At 66.4% G+C, this 17,745-nt stretch carries 14 protein-coding genes; 11 read left to right on the top strand and 3 right to left on the bottom strand.

Annotated elements, in window-relative coordinates; all coding sequences use genetic code 11:
- Positions 1-71 precede the first annotated feature (71 nt).
- The 11 genes from FJQ54_RS12250 to FJQ54_RS12300 all read left to right on the top strand — a co-directional run bounded on the left by FJQ54_RS12250 (position 72) and on the right by FJQ54_RS12300 (position 13,283).
- Positions 72-1,655, top strand: coding sequence for a cytochrome ubiquinol oxidase subunit I (locus FJQ54_RS12250; protein WP_140928699.1), 1,584 nt, complete (start codon positions 72-74; stop codon positions 1,653-1,655).
- Between the two features lie 12 nt (positions 1,656-1,667).
- Positions 1,668-2,816: a cytochrome d ubiquinol oxidase subunit II gene (cydB, locus tag FJQ54_RS12255; protein WP_140928700.1), complete on the top strand. Its 1,149-nt coding sequence runs from the start codon at positions 1,668-1,670 to the stop codon at positions 2,814-2,816.
- 13 nt (positions 2,817-2,829) lie between these two features.
- Positions 2,830-2,943, top strand: a complete 114-nt coding sequence (gene cydX, locus FJQ54_RS12260) for a cytochrome bd-I oxidase subunit CydX (RefSeq protein ID WP_140928701.1) — start codon at positions 2,830-2,832, stop codon at positions 2,941-2,943.
- Positions 2,934-3,314, top strand: a complete 381-nt coding sequence (locus FJQ54_RS12265; protein ID WP_235890435.1) for an ArsR/SmtB family transcription factor — start codon at positions 2,934-2,936, stop codon at positions 3,312-3,314. The genes cydX and FJQ54_RS12265 overlap by 10 nt, the downstream gene beginning before the upstream one ends.
- A gap of 76 nt (positions 3,315-3,390) precedes the next feature.
- Positions 3,391-6,777 carry a transglutaminase family protein gene (locus FJQ54_RS12270; RefSeq protein ID WP_140928702.1) on the top strand — a complete coding sequence of 1,129 codons (3,387 nt, stop codon included), beginning with the start codon at positions 3,391-3,393 and terminating at the stop codon, positions 6,775-6,777.
- An 8-nt stretch (positions 6,778-6,785) separates the two neighbouring features.
- Positions 6,786-9,257: a circularly permuted type 2 ATP-grasp protein gene (locus tag FJQ54_RS12275; RefSeq protein ID WP_140928703.1), complete on the top strand. Its 2,472-nt coding sequence runs from the start codon at positions 6,786-6,788 to the stop codon at positions 9,255-9,257.
- Complete coding sequence (locus FJQ54_RS12280; RefSeq protein WP_140928704.1) at positions 9,254-10,165, top strand: transglutaminase family protein; 912 nt, start codon at positions 9,254-9,256, stop codon at positions 10,163-10,165. The genes FJQ54_RS12275 and FJQ54_RS12280 overlap by 4 nt, the downstream gene beginning before the upstream one ends.
- A gap of 100 nt (positions 10,166-10,265) precedes the next feature.
- On the top strand, positions 10,266-10,958 hold the full coding sequence (locus FJQ54_RS12285; protein WP_140928705.1) for a PepSY-associated TM helix domain-containing protein: 693 nt from the start codon (positions 10,266-10,268) through the stop codon (positions 10,956-10,958).
- 8 nt (positions 10,959-10,966) lie between these two features.
- The gene (locus FJQ54_RS12290; RefSeq protein ID WP_140928706.1) at positions 10,967-11,479 is read left to right on the top strand and encodes a DUF2271 domain-containing protein; all 513 of its coding nucleotides are present in this window, start codon (positions 10,967-10,969) and stop codon (positions 11,477-11,479) included.
- A 23-nt stretch (positions 11,480-11,502) separates the two neighbouring features.
- Complete coding sequence (locus tag FJQ54_RS12295; RefSeq protein ID WP_140928707.1) at positions 11,503-12,318, top strand: DUF4198 domain-containing protein; 816 nt, start codon at positions 11,503-11,505, stop codon at positions 12,316-12,318.
- A 50-nt stretch (positions 12,319-12,368) separates the two neighbouring features.
- Positions 12,369-13,283 carry an FAD:protein FMN transferase gene (locus FJQ54_RS12300; RefSeq protein WP_328592181.1) on the top strand — a complete coding sequence of 305 codons (915 nt, stop codon included), beginning with the start codon at positions 12,369-12,371 and terminating at the stop codon, positions 13,281-13,283.
- A 428-nt stretch (positions 13,284-13,711) separates the two neighbouring features.
- Here the strand turns inward: FJQ54_RS12300 and FJQ54_RS12305 are convergent, their stop codons facing one another.
- The 3 genes from FJQ54_RS12305 to FJQ54_RS12315 all read right to left on the bottom strand — a co-directional run bounded on the left by FJQ54_RS12305 (position 13,712) and on the right by FJQ54_RS12315 (position 17,590).
- Entirely contained in the window at positions 13,712-14,395 is a 684-nt protein-coding gene (locus tag FJQ54_RS12305; RefSeq protein WP_140928708.1) for a Fe2+-dependent dioxygenase, read from the bottom strand.
- Between the two features lie 5 nt (positions 14,396-14,400).
- Entirely contained in the window at positions 14,401-15,168 is a 768-nt protein-coding gene (locus FJQ54_RS12310; RefSeq protein WP_140928709.1) for an energy transducer TonB, read from the bottom strand.
- A gap of 91 nt (positions 15,169-15,259) precedes the next feature.
- The gene (locus FJQ54_RS12315; RefSeq protein WP_140928710.1) at positions 15,260-17,590 is read right to left on the bottom strand and encodes a TonB-dependent receptor; all 2,331 of its coding nucleotides are present in this window, start codon (positions 17,588-17,590) and stop codon (positions 15,260-15,262) included.
- Positions 17,591-17,745: the final 155 nt, after the last annotated feature.

A 17,745-nucleotide genomic window follows, 5' to 3' on the forward strand; every position in this document is an offset into this window, starting at 1 on the left:
TAGGAAAGCTGCATATACTATGACTCGAGCGACGGGCAATCGACTCGCCGCCCGCCATGTAGGGGTATTCCATGGTCGATCTGGCCGTTGTCGAAATGTCCCGCCTGCAGTTCGCGCTGACGGCGATGTACCATTTCCTGTTCGTTCCGCTCACGCTGGGGCTGTCGTTCCTGCTGGTGATCTTCGAAAGCGTCTATGTGATGACCGGCAAGGCGGTGTGGCGCGACGCCACCCGTTTCTGGGGAAAGCTGTTCGGAATCAACTTCGTGCTGGGGGTTGCCACCGGCATCACCATGGAGTTCCAGTTCGGCACCAACTGGTCCTACTACAGCCACTATGTGGGGGACATTTTCGGCGCGCCGCTGGCCATCGAGGGGCTGATGGCCTTCTTCCTTGAGGCCACCTTCGTGGGGCTGATGTTCTTCGGCTGGGACAAGCTGTCGCGGGTGGGGCATTTGTTCGTGACGTTCATGGTGGCGCTGGGCACCAACCTGTCTGCGCTGTGGATTCTGGTGGCCAATGGCTGGATGCAGAACCCGGTCGGCTCGCGCTTCAACCCGGATACGATGCGGATGGAAGTGTCTGATTTCATGGCGGTTCTGATGAACCCCGTGGCGCAGGCGAAGTTCGTGCACACGGTGTCCGCCGGTTATGTGACGGGTTCCGTGTTCGTGCTGGGGATCGCCAGCTGGTATCTGCTGAAAGGGCGGTTCCTGCCGATTGCCCGGCGCAGCTTCGTGGTGGCGGCGGCCTTCGGGCTTGCCGGTTCTTTGTCTGTCGTCGTGCTGGGGGATGAATCCGGCTATGCGCTGACGGACAACCAGAAGATGAAGCTCGCCGCGATTGAGGCGATGTGGGAAACCGAACCCGCGCCCGCCGGGCTGACGATCTTCGGCATTCCAGACAAAGCCAATCAGGTGACGCACTTCGAAGTGAAGATCCCGGCCGTGCTGGGGCTGATCGCCACCCGCTCGCTGATGGGTGAAGTGACGGGCATTCGCGAACTGGTGGAAACCGCCGAAGTGCGGGTGCAGCGCGGCATCCTCGCCTATGATGCGGTGGAAACGCTGAAAAAGGATCGCAGCAACGTCGCCGCGCGGGAGCAGTTCGAACTGCACAAGGCGGACCTTGGCTATGCCATGCTGCTGAAGCGCTTCGTGGATGATCCGCGCGCGGCGACCAAGGCCGATATCGAGCAGGCGGCGTGGAGCACGGTGCCCAATGTGCCGGTGATCTTCTGGCTGTTCCGCGGCATGGCGGGGCTGGGCTTCTTCTTCATCGCCTTCTTCGGCACCGCCTTCTGGATGGCCAGCAAGCGCCGCTTCAACGTGCGCTGGTTCCAGAAGCTGGCCGTGGCGGTGATCCCGCTGCCCTGGCTGGCGGCGGAAATGGGCTGGGTGCTGGCCGAATATGGCCGCCAGCCCTGGGCGGTGGAAGGCGCGCTGCCCACCTTCCTTGCCTCGTCCAGCCTGACGCTGCCGCAGATCTGGACGACCATCGGCGGCTTCACGCTGGCCTATGGCATATTGGCGGTGATCATGGTGCGGCTGATGCTGGCGGCGATCCGCCACGGGCCGGACAGGGGCACGGAACGCGGCCCGGCCGCCGATGAAGATCGCGCGCGCGGGGCCTTTGTTCCGCTGCCGGCCGAATAAGGAGTTCAGGCGATGCCCATTCCCTTCGATTATGAAACGCTGCGGCTGATCTGGTGGCTGCTGCTGGGTGTGCTGCTGATCGGCTTCGCGCTGACGGACGGCTTCGATCTTGGCGTGGCCGCCGTGCTGCCCTTCGTTGCCCGCACGGATGAAGAGCGGCGGCTGGTGATCAACAGCATCGGTGCCACATGGGAAGGCAATCAGGTGTGGTTCATTCTGGGCGGCGGCGCGATCTTCGCGGCATGGCCCTTTGTCTATGCCATCAGCTTTTCCGGCTTCTATCTGGCGATGTTCCTGGTGTTGATGGCGCTGATCCTGAGGCCCGTCGGCTTCAAATATCGATCCAAGAAAGACGATCCGAAATGGCGCGCCCGCTGGGATTGGGCGCTGTTCGTGGGCGGCTTCGTGCCCGCGCTGGTGTTCGGTGTGGCGGTTGGCAATGTGCTGAAGGGCGTGCCCTTCCATCTGGACAGCGACCTGCGCGCCTTCTGGGATGGCGGACTGCTGGACCTGTTCACCCCCTTCACCCTGCTGGCCGGGCTGCTCTCTGTGGCGATGCTGGTGCTGCACGGCGCGGGCTGGCTCAGCCTGAAGATCGAGCATGGGCCGGTGCTGGAACGGGCGCGGCGCATCGGGCTGGGCGCGGGCGTGCTGGCGATTCTTCTGTTCGCGGCCGGGGGCTTGTTCGTCGCCATGGGCGACATGGGCGTGGCGATTGCCGATGGCGTCGATCCCAACGGCCCGTCCAACCCGTTAATCCATGGGGCAACTGCCGCGCCCGGCGCGTGGCTGGCCAATTATGGCAAGCATCCGTGGATGCTGATCGCGCCGCTGCTGGGCTTTGCCGGGCCGCTGCTGGCGATGCTGGGCATTGCCCGGCGCTGGGATCTGGGCGTGTTCCTCGGCTCGTCGCTGGGGGTGGTGGGGATCATTTCCACCGTGGGCCTGTCGATGTTCCCGGTGATCCTGCCCAGCACGGTGGATGCGGCTTCCAGCCTCACGGTGTGGAACGCCTCCTCCAGCCATCTCACGCTGTGGATCATGCTGCTGGCGACGCTGATCTTCCTGCCGCTGGTGCTGCTGTATACGGCGTGGGTGTACAAGGTGCTGTTCGGGCGGGTGACGACGGACGACGTCCGTTCCTCCGCAGACTTTTACTGAAGAAGGGCCTGCCATGTGGTATTTTACCTGGATATTGGGCCTCGGCCTTGCAGTGGGCTTCGGCATCCTGAACGGCATGTGGCATGAATTCCACGCCGATGATGATGGCGAGACGTGGTGGGAATAAGCTCGCCGCCCGAAGCGGGCGAACTGATGGCGCTGGGCCGGGATGCAGACGCGATGGCCCGCGTGCTGAAGATGCTGGCCAACCCGGACCGGCTGAAGATGCTGTGTCGAATGGGTATGGGCGACATGGACGGCGGCCGCCGCCCGACGGTGGGCGAACTGGTGACGCTGACGGGGCTGTCGCAGTCGCGCGTGTCGCAGCATTTGTCTCTGTTGCGCGAAGCCGGAGTGGTCGCGCCGCTACGTGAAGGGCAGCAGGTGCGTTATCGACTGGCGGATGCGCAGGTGCGCGCGGTGATGGAGGCCCTGTGCGATCTGTGCGAGGTGGGGCTGCCACCCTCTGCCTTCGGCGATCCGGCGCGACAGGGTTGAACCGAAGCGGGCGTTTCGGGACTGGAAGTTGCATAATCATGTTGCGGCGCAACAGCCTGCGTCGCACAATCGGGCCATGATCAAGGCTGGCCTCCATCACCTCACCCGTTATCGCTATAGCCGCCCGGTGGCGCTGGGGCCGCAGATCGTGCGGCTGCGCCCGGCCCCGCACAGCCGCACGGCGGTGCCCAATTATTCGCTGAAGATCAGCCCTTCGAACCATTTCCTGAACTGGCAGCAAGACCCGCATGGCAACTGGCAGGCGCGAATCGTCTTTCCCGACAAGATCGACCATTTCTCCATCGAAGTGGACCTGCTGGCGGAACTGGCCGTCATCAATCCGTTCGATTTCTTCCTCGATCCCGACGCGGAGGAGATGCCCTTCAACTACGATCCGGCGCTGAAAGAGGATCTGGCCGCCTATTTCGAAACGGAGGAGCAGGGGCCGGAATTCGAGGCACTGGTGGCCCGCTTCGCCGGGCATGAAGGCCGCACCATCGATTTCCTTGTGGCGGTGAATCAGGCGCTGGAAAGCCGCATCGGCTATGTCGTGCGCATGGAGCCGGGCGTGCAGACGCCGGAAGACACGCTGACGCTGGCGACCGGCTCCTGCCGGGACAGTTCGTGGCTGCTGGTGCAACTGCTTCGGCGGCTGGGCTTCGCGGCGCGATTCGTCTCTGGCTACCTGATCCAGATGAAGGCCGATGTGGAGCCGAAGGTGGGGCCGAAAGGCCCGGAAGCGGACTTCACCGATCTGCACGCATGGGCGGAGGTATATATCCCCGGCGCGGGCTGGGTGGGGCTGGACCCGACATCGGGCCTGTTCGCGGGCGAAGGGCATATCCCGCTGGCGGCGACCCCGCATTACCGCTCCGCCGCGCCGATCACCGGGTTGGCCGAACCCGCCGAAGTGGATTTCCACTTCGAGATGAGCGTGTCGCGCATTGCAGAGGCCGTGCGCATCACCAAGCCCTTCACCGATGGCCGCTGGGCCGCGCTGCTGGCGCTGGGCGACAAGGTGGACGCGGAGCTGACCGCGCAGGACGTGCGGCTGACGATGGGCGGCGAACCCACCTTCATCGCCGACAGCGATTTTCAGGCCCCGGAATGGAACAGCGCCGCCGTCGGCCCCACCAAGGCGGCTTATGCAGACAAGCTGATCCGCATGCTGCGCGCGAAGTTCGCGCCCGGATCGCTGCTGCACCATGGGCAAGGCAAATGGTATCCCGGCGAAAGCCTGCCGCGCTGGGGCTATTCCATCTATTGGCGCAAGGACGGCGTGCCGATCTGGCGCGACGAAAAGCTGCTGGCCGGGGTGCGGATGCCTGCGGAAGCCGCAACGGCAGAGGTGGACAGCGGTTCCGCCGAGCAGTTTTTGAAGGCGGCTGCGGGCAATCTGGGGCTGGAAACCGGCTTCGTGCAGCCAGTGTTCGAAGATGCGGTGGAATGGATCGTGAAAGAGGCGGAACTGCCCGCCAACACGAAGCCGGACGATCCGGCGCTGGACGATCCGGAGGTGCGCGAACGCTTCATGCGCACCTTCCAGCGCGGGCTTTCGAAGCCGGTGGGCTATGTGCTGCCGGTCCAGCGCTGGCAGGCGGTTCCGTCGAAAACCCCGCGCTGGAAAAGCGAGCAATGGAAGGTGCGGCGCGGCGCGCTGTTCGCGGTGCCGGGGGACAGTTCGCTGGGCTATCGCCTGCCGCTGGGTTCGCTGCCCTATGTGCCGGAATCGGCCTATCCCTATATCCACCCGCGCGACACGGCAGAGCCGCGCCAGCCGATTGCCGATGTGCGCGCGCAGCAGGTGGAACGCGCCAGCGAAATGCGCGAGGCGCTGGCGGCGGAACAGGCCACCATCGCCGTGGAAGGCCCCGCCACAGCGGCGCAGCAGCGTGTGGAGCAGGTGGCGATCGAAGGCGCGGTGCGCACCGCGCTGACGGTGGAGCCGCGCGGCGATTATCTCTCCGTGTTCATCCCGCCAGTCGAATCGCTGGAGGATTATCTGGACCTCGTGGCCGCCGTGGAGAAAGTGGCCGAGGACAGCGGTCTGCCGGTGCGCATCGAAGGCTATCCGCCGCCCGCCGATCCGCGCCTGATCGTGCTGAAAGTCACCCCCGATCCGGGCGTGATCGAAGTGAACATCCACCCCACGGGCAGCTGGCGCGAACTCGTTGAGGTGACGGAAACGCTGTATGATTGCGCCCGCGAATGTGCGCTGACGGCGGACAAGTTCATGGTGGACGGCCGCTCCATCGGCACCGGCGGCGGCAACCATATCGTGCTGGGCGGGGCCAGCCTGCTGGACAGCCCCTTCATCCGCCGCCCCGACCTGCTGAAAAGCTTTGTGCTCTACTGGCAGCGACACCCTTCGCTGTCGTACCTGTTCTCCGGCCTGTTCATCGGCCCCACCAGCCAGGCGCCGCGCATCGACGAGGCAAGGCACGACAGCCTGTATGAACTGGAAATCGCGCTGGCACAGGTGCCGGGGCCAGAGGTGGAACAGCCGCTGCCATGGGTGGTGGACAGGCTGTTCCGCAACCTGCTGGTGGATGTGACGGGCAACACCCACCGCACCGAAATCTGCATCGACAAGCTGTTTTCCCCGGATGGCCCCACCGGGCGGCTGGGGCTGGTGGAATTTCGCGGCTTCGAGATGCCGCCGGACGCGAAGATGAGCCTTGCCCAGCAACTGCTGCTGCGCGCCTTGACGGCGATGTTCTGGAAGCACCCGCGCGAAGGCTCGCTGGTGCGCTGGGGCACGGCGCTGCACGATCGCTTCATGCTGCCGCATTTCGTCTGGGCGGATTTCCTGGAGGTGCTGGACGAGCTTCGGCAGGCGGGCTTCGATTTCGACCCTGTGTGGTTCGAAGCGCAGCGGCAGTTCCGCTTCCCGGTGCATGGCGAAGTGGAAGGCGGCGGCGTCACGCTGGAAGTGGCGCACGCGCTGGAGCCGTGGAACGTGCTGGGCGAAACCGGGGCGATCGGCGGCACGGTGCGCTATGTGGACAGCTCGACGGAGCGGTTGCAGCTGCGCGCCACGGGGCTGGTGCCCGGCCGCCACATCATCAGCTGCAACGGGCGGCGGGTGCCGATGCACCCCAGCGGCTCGTCCGGCGAAGCGGTGGGCGGCGTGCGCTACAAGGCGTGGGCACCCGCCAACTGCCTGCACCCGCTGATGCCCGCGCACGCGCCGCTGACCTTTGACATATTGGACAGCTGGAACGGCCGCTCGCTGGGTGGTTGTGTCTATCATGTGGCGCATCCGGGCGGACGATCCTATGACGATGTGCCGGTGAACGGCTATGAGGCGGAGGCGCGGCGGAAATCGCGCTTTCAGGATCATGGCCATTCGCCGGGGCCGCAGGAGATGCCGGCCGAGGAACTGCCGGGGGAGTTTCCGATGTCGCTTGATCTGAGGCGCCCAGCTTCAAGAGGGTTGGCCGCAAGGGGGTCTGGCCGCTGAACACCTCCGTGATCCCTCTGGCACCGGCGGAAAACCGGCTGCGCCATTATCCGGCCGACGTCGACGCGGGCGATCTCTATCGCCACGCCCCGCCGCACGTGGCCGAGAAATGGACGGCGATGGCGAACGGCCTGCTGGCGCTTTCGGCCGAAGCCGGCAGCAGCGCGCAGGAGCTGGTGGCGCGGCAGGTGCAGGAACTGGGCTTCAGCTTCCGCATCACCGGCGACACGGAGGAACGCAGCTGGCCGCTGACGCCGATGCCGCTGATCATCGGTGCCGAGGAATGGAGCGAGGTGGAGCGCGGGCTGGTGCAGCGCGCCGAACTGATGGAGCGCATCGCCGCCGACATCTATGGCCCGCAATCGCTGGTGCAGGGTGGCCATCTGCCCGCCGCCGTGGTGACGGGCAGCCGCTATTTCGCGCGCGATATGATCGGGCAGCGGCCGCGCGGAGACCATTATCTGCACGTCTATGCCGCCGATCTGGCGCGCGGGCCGCGCGGACAATGGCGCATCCTGGCGGACAGGCTGAAGCTGGCGACCGGCGCGGGCTATGCGCTGGAAAACCGGCTTGCGCTCAGCCGCAGCACCGGGGCGCTACTGGCGGGAATCCATGTGCGGCGGCTGGCGGGCTTCTTCGCCGACCTGCGCGCGGGGATCGCGCGGGATTGTGGCCGCGAATCGCCGCGCATCGCCCTGCTGACCCCCGGCCGCTTCAACCAGAGCTACCCGGAACAGGCGCATCTGGCGCGCTATCTGGGCTTCCCGCTGGTGGAGGGGCGCGATCTCACCGTCAGCGACGACAAGCTCTATGTGCGCACCATCGCCGGGCCGAAACGGATCGACGCGCTGTGGCGCTGGATCGACACCAACGCGCTGGATCCGCTGCGCTTCGACAGCCGATCGCAGCTGGGCGTGCCCGACCTGTTCGAGGCGTGGACGCGCGGGCAGCTGGAACTGGCCAACTGGCCGGGGGTGGAGTTGCTGGAATCGCAGGCTTTTTCCGCTTTCCTGCCTGCGCTTTGCCAACAGCTGATGGGTGAAGCGCCGATCCTGCCCAATGTCGCGACATGGTGGTGCGGGCAGACGGCAGAGGCGGAGCAGGTGCGCGCCCGGCTGGACGAGTTGCAGATCGTGCCCGCCTTTGGCGAAGCGGTGGAGGGGATTTCCGGCCAGTTGCCACAGCCGGGTGCAGCGCTCAGCCCCGCCGCGCGCGCGCAGTTGCTGGACGCGATGGCGCGCCGGCCGATGGATTATTGCGGGCAGGAGATTGTGCAGCTTTCCACCACCCCCGCGCTGGTGGGGGACGGGTTCGAGCCGCGCCCCTTCACCGTGCGCGCCTTCGTCGCGCGCGACGGCAACGGGCAATGGACGGTGATGCCCGGCGGCTTCGCCCGCCTGTCCTCCTCGGGCGCGTTGCGCAGTTCGCTGATGGGCGAAGGCGATCTGTCTGCCGATGTCTGCATCGTCGATGAAGGGCCGGGGCGCGATCAGCTGCCCACGCTGTTCCATGTCAGCCCGCCTGTCCGGCGCGGCGGCGGAATCCTCGCCAGCCAGGCGGCGGACAATCTTTATTGGTTCGGCCGCTATGTGGAGCGCGCGGAAGCGACGGTGCGGGTGGTGCGCTCCATTCTGGGCAGCTCCATCGACGTCGATTCGCTGGCGCTGCGCGATCAGCAGGTGCGCGGCCTGCTGGCGCAACTGCTCTACCTGTGGAACGCTGTGGATGAGGACTCGCTGGAACTGCCGATGGCGCAGGTCTGCCGGCTGGCGCTGCTGGAACAGGCGCGGCCGGGGGGCGTATCGGCGCTGCTCGCTGCCATCCGCGACATCGGGCTGGCGCTGCGCGATCGTTTCGCCTCGGATTTCTGGCGCGTCGCCAGCCGCCCTTTGCCCGAAATCCCCAACGCGCGCGGCACCGTGCTGCAGCGCGGCGTCTGGGAATTGCTGGAACGCTTCAGCGCGCTTTCCGGCCTGATCGCGGAAGATATGGTGCGCAGCCCGGCATGGCGCTTCCTCGACATCGGCCGCCGTATCGAGCGGGCGCTGGCGATCTGCCGCATGCTGCGCCAGATGGAGCGGGCCGAAAGCGAGGCGGACGCGCTGTCTGCCATGCTCGACCTGTGCGACAGCCAGATCAGCTATCGCTCGCGCTATCTCTCCAGCCCCGCGCGGGAGCCGGTGCTGGACCTGCTGCTGCTGGACCCGGAAAACCCCCGCTCGCTGATCTTCCAGCTGCAGGCGCTGAACGGCCATCTGGAGGCGCTGCCCACGCTGGCGGAAAATGGCCTGCCCGAAGCGCCGCAACTGGCTTCGCGCGCGATCCTCGCCAGCTTCGCGGCGATGACGGCGGACAGCATCGACGACGCGCTGCTGATGCAGACGGAGGAGCGGCTGCTGGCCCTCTCCGAAGCGGTTTCGCTGCGTTATTTCCTGCAATTCGACAGGGCGAAGCCCGTGGCCGGACAGTTTCTCGCATGATCTATGATGTCCGCCACCTGACGACTGTGGACTATGACGGCCCGGTGCGGCTGGCGCGCTTCAACCTGAGGCTGGTGCCCGCGCCATGGCGCGGCCAGCTGCTGCACAGCCATGAGCTGATCGTCACGCCCCGGCCCGCCTCCATCACCAGCGAGATGGGGCCGTATCTGGTCAACCGCAGCCGGCTGACGCTGCGCGAGCCGACCAAGAGCCTCACGGTGGAAAGCCGCTTCACCGTGGAGGTGGAGGAGCCGTCGTTCCTGATGGACAGCGTCGCCTCGCCCCGTCTGTGTCAGGTGCGGGCGGATGCGCTGGCGCATCATGACCTCTCCGCGCTGGGGCCGTCGGCCTATCTCTATGCTTCTGGCATTGCCCGGCCATCCGCCGCCATCGCCGAATGGGCGCGGCCTTACATGGCGGGGAATGTCTCGGTGATGGAGGCCGGGCGGGCGTTGATGTCGGCCATCCACGCCCATTTCCGCTATGATTCGAAGGCGACCCGCACGGATACGCCGCCGCAGGAGGCCTTCCAGAAACGGCGCGGCGTCTGCCAGGATTTTTCCCATGTGATGATCGTGGCGGCGCGGGCGTGGGGCATTCCGGCCGCCTATGTCAGCGGCTATCTGCGCACGCTGCCGCCGCCGGGCAAGCCCCGGCTGGTGGGCGCGGACGCCATGCACGCATGGGTGAATTTGTGGTGCGGCGATCAGCTGGGCTGGGTTGGTTTCGATCCCACCAACAATATTCTCGCCGATTCCAGCCATATCTTCACGGCGATGGGCCGGGATTATGCCGATGTCGCCCCGCTGGACGGTGTGTTCCACGGGGGTGGCGGGCAATCGATGGACGTCGCGGTTGACGTGATGCCCCGGCTGGCGGACGGCTTCGCCTCTGCCGCAACCGGCTGACGGACAAACACGGGCCGCCGCCTGCCTTGCGCTGACGACATGGACGCCATGTTGTTGCGAATGAGTTGCATTTGGTGCGGCGCGGCGATAGCAGGCGCTTATGCACGGCACATCTGCCCCTCCTCCTGCTGTTCCGCCCGCCGCGAAGAAGGTGGTGCCGCCGCCGCAGACAGCCAAGGCGAAGCGCGCTTTCTGGCTGAAGCAGCTGCACACATGGCACTGGATCAGCTCTGCTGTCAGCCTTGTGGGGCTGCTGCTGTTCACCATCACCGGCATCACGCTGAACCATGCGGGCCAGATCGAGGGCAAGCCCGTCACGGCCGAGCGCGAGGCGCAATTGCCCGATGCCCTGCTGCCGCTGCTGGCGCCGAAGCCCGGCGAAAGCACAGAGAAAGAAGACCGGCCTCTGCCGCCCCAACTGGAGAATTGGCTGCGCACCGAACTCTCCGTGAAGTCGCGCGGCACGGCGGAATGGTCGGCTGACGAAGTCTACCTCTCGCTGCCGCGCCCCGGCGGAGACGGCTGGGTTTCCATTGATCGGGAAACCGGCGAGGTGCTGACGGAGAGCAGCTCGCGCGGGGCGATTTCCTACCTGAACGATCTGCACAAGGGCCGCAACACCGGCCCGGCGTGGAGCTGGTTCATCGATATCTTCGCGGTCGCCTCACTGGTGTTCGCGCTGACGGGGCTTGTGCTGCTGTGGCTGCATTCCCACCGCCGCCCCTCCACCTGGCCGCTGGTCGGGCTGGGGCTTCTGATCCCGCTGCTGCTGGCGATGTTCTTCATTCATTAGGGGATTTCATGCGCACCAACATCCTGTCCGCACCCGTTCTGCTGCTGGCGACATCGCCAGCCTTTGCCGCCGGGCTGGACGTTTCGCTCACCATCCCCACGCTGAAGGTGGCGGAATATCATCGGCCCTATGTCGCCATCTGGATCGAGCCGGAAGGCGGCGAAGCGAAGACGCTGGCGGTGTGGTACGACATCAAGCTGAAAGACAAGGAAGGCGAGAAGTGGCTGCGCGACATCCGCACTTGGTGGCGGAAATCCGGCCGCACGCTGAGCTTCCCGGTGGATGGCGTCTCCGGCGCGACCCGCGCGCCCGGCACCCACAAGATCAGCTTCACTGAAGGGCAGGGGCCGCTGGGGAAGCTGGCACCGGGCAAGTATGAGCTGGTGGTGGAAGCCGCGCGGGAAGTGGGCGGGCGGGAATTGCTACGCCTGCCGTTCCAGTGGCCGCCCAAGGGCGGCGAGGTGGTGAAGGCCGCCGGATCGACCGAACTGGGCGCGGCGTCCGTCACGCTGCAACGTTAGAATTCGAACGAGGGAGAAACAGGATGTTCCGCAAGACCGCAGTTGTCGCCACCCTGCTGGCCGGGCTGATCGCCGCGCCCGCCGCCGCTCACCGCCAGTGGCTGCACCCCTCTGCCACCGTGCTCTCGGGTGACAAGGCGTGGGTGACGGTGGATGCCGCTGTGTCCAACGACCTCTTCTATTTCGAGCATATGCCGCTCAGGCTGGACAATATGAAAGTCTGGCAGCCGGACGGCAGCGAGGGCAAAATTCAGAACGCCTCCACCGGCCGCTATCGCAGCGTGTTTGATGTGGAGCTGAACCAGCAAGGCACGTGGAAGATCGGAACCGGCATGTCCGGCATCATGGGCAGCTACAAGCTGAACGGGCAGGAACAGCGTCTGCCGCGTGGGGCCGCTGCCGCCGATCTCGCCAAGCTGATCCCGGCGGGTGCGACCGATGTGCGCATCAGCGAGAACAGCAGCCGCAACGAAACTTTCGTGACCGTGGGTGCGCCCACCACCACCGTGCTGAAGCCCAGCGGCAAAGGGCTGGAAGTGGAATGGCTGACGCACCCGAACGACATCGTGGTGGGTGAGACGGTAAAGCTGCGCTTCTTGGCAGACGGCAAGCCCGCCGCCGGGATCGACGTGGAAGTGGTGCCGGGCGGTGTGCGCTATCGCGACAAGCTGAACGACCGCGCGCTGAAAACCGACGCGAACGGCGTGCTGACGCTGGATTTCGCCACGCCGGGCATGGTGTGGCTGGAAGCGCAGCTGCAGGATAACAAGCCCAGCGTGCCCGGCGCGACGCAGCGGCGGCTGGTCTATATCACCACGCTGGAAGTGCTCGCCCCCTGACGCTGGAGTTCGAGCCAAGGGTCGCGATTCCCGCCGATCTGTCGCCCGCGTTGTTCCGCGGGCGCGACCCGGCCGCCCGCATCCGCCGCTTCGCCGGGCGCACGATGGGCACCGGCTGGTCTCTGGCGATCGCCGCCGGCCCGGCCGATGCGCGCGCAAGGGTCGAGACGGTGCTGGCGCAAGTGATCGCGGAATCCAGCCTGTGGGAGGCTGAGTCCGAAATCAGCCGGTTCAACCGCGCGCCTGCGGGGGTCTCGCTGCCCGTCTCCCCCGGTTTCGCCGAGGTGGTGGGGGCCGCGCTTGCCATCGCCGAAGCCAGCAACGGCGCGTTCGATCCGGGCCTCGCCGCCATCGCGGACAGCTGGGGCTTCGGCCCCGGCGGTGCACGCGAAAACGCCGAACCCGGGGAATGGCGGGCGATGAAGCTGGAAAATGGCAGGCTCATCCAGCCCGGCACCATCGCGCTGGACCTGAACGCCATCGCCAAGGGGCAGGCGGTTGATCGCGCCGCCGCCGCGTTGCGCGAAGCAGGCGCGGCGCACTTCCTGATGGAGATCGGCGGCGAATATCGCGGCGAAGGCGTGAAGCCCGACGGCCAGCCATGGTGGGTGGAGATCGAACAGCCCCCCGGTGCCGCCCTGCCGCCGCTGCGCGTGGCGCTCTCCGGCCTCAGCATCGCCACCTCCGGCGATTACCGCCGCGCGGTGATGCGCGGCGGGAAACGCTTCTCCCACAGCATCGACCCCACCACCGGCCAGCCCATCGCCGAAGGAGTCGCCTCGGTCGCGGTGCTGGGCCGAAGCTGCATGATTGCCGACGCCGAAGCCACCGCCATTACCGTGCTGGGCGCAGCGCAAGGCTATGATTGGGCCGTATCACGCGGGCTGGCGGCACAGATCCTGTTGCGCGAGGGCGGTGGGTTCCGGGAGGTGCTGACGCCTGCGCTGGCGGGGATGCTGGGGTGATTGGCGGGGCCGTGGAGGCCTCCGGCGGGCCGGGCTCTGCCCGGCACCCGGCAGGGGCGTGACGCCCCTGCACCCCCGAACTTTTTAGCCCCTCCTCCTTTAGGGGAGGGGTTGGGGTGGGGGCCATCCGCCTGGCGCGAGGATGGCGGTTGATTGCCTGCGGCGCTTTTCATTGAGCGTGTTTTATTGTTGTGGATCAGGCCCTGCGGTGACACCCCCTCTCCATCTCTCCCCCTTGCAGGGGGAGAGGGCCGCGTAGCGCCGCAGGCAATCAAAGTTGATCACACGCACGGCGGTAGCGGTTGGGCCGCGATGCCAACTTAGAGGGTGCAGGGAAATCATTTCCTTGGCACGGGTTCCAAGGGCAAAGCCCTTGGCCGCCGGAGGCACAAACCCCGCCCGCTGGAGGCAAAACCCGCCCCGCGCGCCTAAACCTCAGCCCAGCGCCGCAGCAGATTGTGGTAGATGCCTGTCAGCGCCACGACTTCCGGGTCTCCCAGTCCCAGCCGGGTGGCGAGTTTCTGGATTGAGACGTCCAGTTCGTACAGCGAGCGGCGGGCGGCGTCGTCGCGGACCATGGACTGGATCCAGAAGAAGGAGGCGATGCGTTCGCCGCGCGTGACGGGGGTGACGCGGTGCAGGCTGGAGGAGGGGTAGAGCACCATGTGCCCGGCGGGCAGCTTGACCTTTTGTTCGCCGAACTGGCCTTCGATGGTGAGTTCGCCGCCGTCATACTCGTCTGGTCCGGCGAGGAAGAGGGTGGCGGAGAGGTCTGTGCGGATGCGGAAATCAGTGCCCGGCTTGGCGCGGACGGCGTTGTCTACATGGGTGCCGAAGGTTTCGCCGGTGCGGTAGCGGTTGAATAGCGGCGGATAGACTTTGGCGGGCAGCGCGGCAGCGATGAAGGCGGGGCTGCGGCCCAGTGCGGCCAGCACGCGCTGCGACAGTTCGCGCGCGGCGGGGCCGTCTTCGGGCAGTTGCAGGTTCACTTTCGCCATGGCGGATTGCGCGCCGGAGGTGACGTTGCCGTCCACCCATTCGGCGTCTGCCATCAGAGCGCGGAAATAGGCGACTTCGTCTGCCGACAGCACGTCGGGAATTGCGATCAGCATAGGGTTTAGTTCGCGTGTGTGAGGGTGAAGGGGATTTCCACGAGGCCGCGCACCGGAACCGCCTGCCCGTCGCGGATCGTGGGGGACCAGCGCCAGTGCCGCACGGCCTCCAGCGCGGCCTTGTCCAGCCGGTGGTGGCCGCTGGAGCTGCGGATGCCGATATTGCTGACACGGCCGTCTGTGCCGAGCAGCACATCCAGCACGACGGTGCCCTGTTCCTTCAGACGGCGCGATTCATAGGGGTAACGCGGCGGCACGGCCTCGATCATCGTGGCGGAAAGGTCTCCGGCCGAAACGGTAGCGGGCGCGCGCACCGGGGCGGGGGAGGGCGGGCCTTCCGCGACGGCGGCGGGCGTGGGTGTGGAGACCGGCGGCGGCGGGTTTTCCACCACCACGGCGGTGATGCTGGGCGGTCGGTCCTCGATCTGGATCACCGGCGGCGGGATGACGACGGGCGGGGTTTCCACCAGCCGCTCCGGCGTGGTGGCGGGCGGCGGCGGCGGGGCGGGCGGGATGGAGAGCAGTTCCATCGCCACGGGCTGCTGCTGCCGGCTGCGCACATGGTGCTGGATCAGCAGCAGCGCGAACAGGGCGATGTGCAGCACCGCCACGGCCAGTGCGGCCCATGCGTTGAAGCTGAGGGGCTTGCGCGGGGCGGCGGGCCGGGGTGCAGGGTCTTCAGGTGCAGGCGCGATGTGCATGGGCGCGCGGACGGCGATCGGCCGCTCTGCCGCAGGCGGTGCCCCATGGGCTGGAAGAGCGCTGGTCGCCATTTCCTGTGCCGCAGCCCTATCAAGAGTGGAATTGAGAAGCAATTGCAGGGCTGCCATGCGTCGATTCAGCGCGGCAGCCCTGCAAGGCCCATCAATAGCTGAGCGACAGCGTTCCGATCACCGTGCGGCCGGCGGCCTGGTTCACGAAGTGCGTCGTGTAGGTCCGATCATAATAGCGCTCGTTCAGCAGGTTCAGCGCGTTGACGCGGACTTCGATATTGTCGGTGATCTTCGCCGACGCATTGGCATCCACCCGCCAGTAGGGATCGATGGAGCGGCTGACGCCGCCGACGCCGAAGCTGCCATATTGGCGGCTGTTGTGGATCACGCCCGCGCCCAGCGTGTAGCGCTCGGCGAAGGTGAAGTCCGTCTGCGCGGTGAAGCTGTTGCGCGGGGTGTTGGTGAAGGGCTTGCCCACGCCGGCCAGCGTGGCGGGGGTGGCATTGTCGCCCGCGCTCACCAGTTCGGAATCCATCAGCGTATAACCGGCGAACAGGTTCCAGAACGGGAAGGGGCGGCCGGTGGCGGACAGTTCCACGCCCTGAACGCGGCGATGGCCCACATATTCCAGCAGCCCGTTGGCATTGGTGGTGCGGGCATTGCGGGTTTCGGTGCGGAACACGGCAGCTGCCAGAGACAAGGCGCCGTCCATCAGGTCCCATTTGGTGCCCAGTTCATAGGATTTGGTCTTTTCCGGCTTCAGATCGTCCAGCGTGATGGTGACCGAGGTGCCGATGCTGTTGCCTTCCGAGCCTTCGCCCACAAAGCTGCCCGGCGGCGACACGGAGGTGCCGTGCGACAGGTAGATGCTGCCGTTGGGCAGCGGCTTATAGACCAGCCCCACCTGATAGCTGATGAAATCATCCTTCAGGAACAGGTCGGACGTGGGCGCGCCGGTGATGGCTGACGCGGTGATCGCCCGCTGGCGGTAATTGTCGTAGCGGCCGCCAAGGTTCAGCAGCAGCTTGTCGTTGAAGTGGACGGTGTCGAACGCGAACAGAGACCATGTGGTGGCGGTGTTGCGCCCCGTCACCGGGCTGCGCACGATGTCGCTGGGGGTGTTGTTGATCAGGTTCACCCACGGATCGGCGGGGTTCGGGTTGAACAGGCTGGTGCAATTGTACAGCGCGATCCCGGCCGCCGTGCAGCGCGGAGAGGTGTTGATCGCGACATTGCCCGCCGCGCTCACGAAGCTGCCCCGCCGGGAATTTTCCCAGCTGTAATCCCCGCCTGCGGAGAAATTGTGGGTGATGGAGCCGGTTTCGAAGCTGCCGGAGAAATCCTGCTGGATCACGAAGCTGTCGACATCGGACCAGCGGCTGTTGTGCCGCCGCCAGACCAGCCCGTTGGCGACATTGCCCTGGCTGTCGTCCGGCTGGCTGATGATATAGGCCTGCTGCACATTGGCATATTTGGCGTTGAACGTCGCCGTGATCGCGTCCGTGATCTCGTGCGCGAACCGAAGGTGCAGTTCATCGACATTGGTTTCGCGGAAGTCGCGGTCGATCAGGCCATAGAAGGCCCCGCGCGGCACGCTCTGGCCGTTCACCTCCGTTGCCGGGCGGATATCCAGCAGGCCGGTGGCGACAGCCTGCGCCTGGTTGCGCTCGAACGGGATGCCCGCGTCTGGCAGGTCATCGCTTTGCAAATGATACCAGGACAGCGAGGCTTGCGTCGGCGTGCCGAGGCCCAGCGCGACGGAAGGGGCGACACCCCAGCGGCTATAGTTGATGGCATCGCGCCCGGCGACATCCTGATCGTGCCACATCGCGTTCAGGCGGACGGCGGCAATGTCGTTGATCTGGTAGTTCACGTCGGCGGTGAGGCGCTTGTAATCGGCATTGCCGAGGCTGCCTTCCACCCGCGCGTCCGTGCCCAGATGTGGCCGCTTGGAGACGAGATTGATGCTGCCGCCCGCGCCACCGCGCCCGCCGATGGCGGAATCGCTGCCCTTCACCACCTCAACGGATTCGATGGCGAAAATCTCGCGCGACTGGCCGCCGACGCTGCGGATGCCGTCGATGTAGGTGGAGCCTTGCGCGTCGAAGCCACGGATGAAGGGGCGGTCGCCCTGCGGGTTGCCGCCTTCGCCCGCGCCCAGCGTGATGCCCGGCACCAGCCGCAGCGCATCGGCAAGGCTGGTGGTCGCCGTCTGCCGCAGCAGCGATTCCGGCAGCACGGTGACGGAGCGCGGGGTATCCAGCAGCGGCTCTGTGAAGCGCGGGTTGGAGAGCGCTTCGGTGCGATAGCTGTCTGCGGAGACTTCGGTGTCTGTCACCGTCACCCGGCCCAGCGTTCCGCCTGACTGGGTTTCGGGCTTGGCCGTTTGCTGGGCAAGGGCGGGCGTGGCGGAGGCGATGAAGCCGACACAGCCCAGCGCGAGGAAGGCGGGCGTGGCGGCGGAACGATCAGGTGCAGACATAGGATAGAATCCCCTTTCGGGGGCGGCGGCTATTGCAACTCATTCGCACAGTCAATGGGCCAGGTCGACGATCGAAACCGGCCATTGCCGGGCCGCCACGACTTCCGGCCGCAGCTATGCGTGCGGGGCATGGCCGGGCAGCTCGAAAATGGAGA

The organism is Sandaracinobacter neustonicus, from assembly GCF_006385875.1.
Classification (GTDB): domain Bacteria; phylum Pseudomonadota; class Alphaproteobacteria; order Sphingomonadales; family Sphingomonadaceae; genus Sandaracinobacteroides; species Sandaracinobacteroides neustonicus.

Coding starts and splice junctions, on each gene's coding strand:
- FJQ54_RS12250 (WP_140928699.1), top strand. CDS start 72: ATGGTCGATCTGGCCGTTGTCGAAATGTCCCGCCTGCAGTTCGCGCTG.
- cydB (WP_140928700.1), top strand. CDS start 1,668: ATGCCCATTCCCTTCGATTATGAAACGCTGCGGCTGATCTGGTGGCTG.
- cydX (WP_140928701.1), top strand. CDS start 2,830: ATGTGGTATTTTACCTGGATATTGGGCCTCGGCCTTGCAGTGGGCTTC.
- FJQ54_RS12270 (WP_140928702.1), top strand. CDS start 3,391: ATGATCAAGGCTGGCCTCCATCACCTCACCCGTTATCGCTATAGCCGC.
- FJQ54_RS12280 (WP_140928704.1), top strand. CDS start 9,254: ATGATCTATGATGTCCGCCACCTGACGACTGTGGACTATGACGGCCCG.
- FJQ54_RS12285 (WP_140928705.1), top strand. CDS start 10,266: ATGCACGGCACATCTGCCCCTCCTCCTGCTGTTCCGCCCGCCGCGAAG.
- FJQ54_RS12290 (WP_140928706.1), top strand. CDS start 10,967: ATGCGCACCAACATCCTGTCCGCACCCGTTCTGCTGCTGGCGACATCG.
- FJQ54_RS12295 (WP_140928707.1), top strand. CDS start 11,503: ATGTTCCGCAAGACCGCAGTTGTCGCCACCCTGCTGGCCGGGCTGATC.
- FJQ54_RS12305 (WP_140928708.1), bottom strand. CDS start 14,395: ATGCTGATCGCAATTCCCGACGTGCTGTCGGCAGACGAAGTCGCCTAT.
- FJQ54_RS12310 (WP_140928709.1), bottom strand. CDS start 15,168: ATGGCGACCAGCGCTCTTCCAGCCCATGGGGCACCGCCTGCGGCAGAG.
- FJQ54_RS12315 (WP_140928710.1), bottom strand. CDS start 17,590: ATGTCTGCACCTGATCGTTCCGCCGCCACGCCCGCCTTCCTCGCGCTG.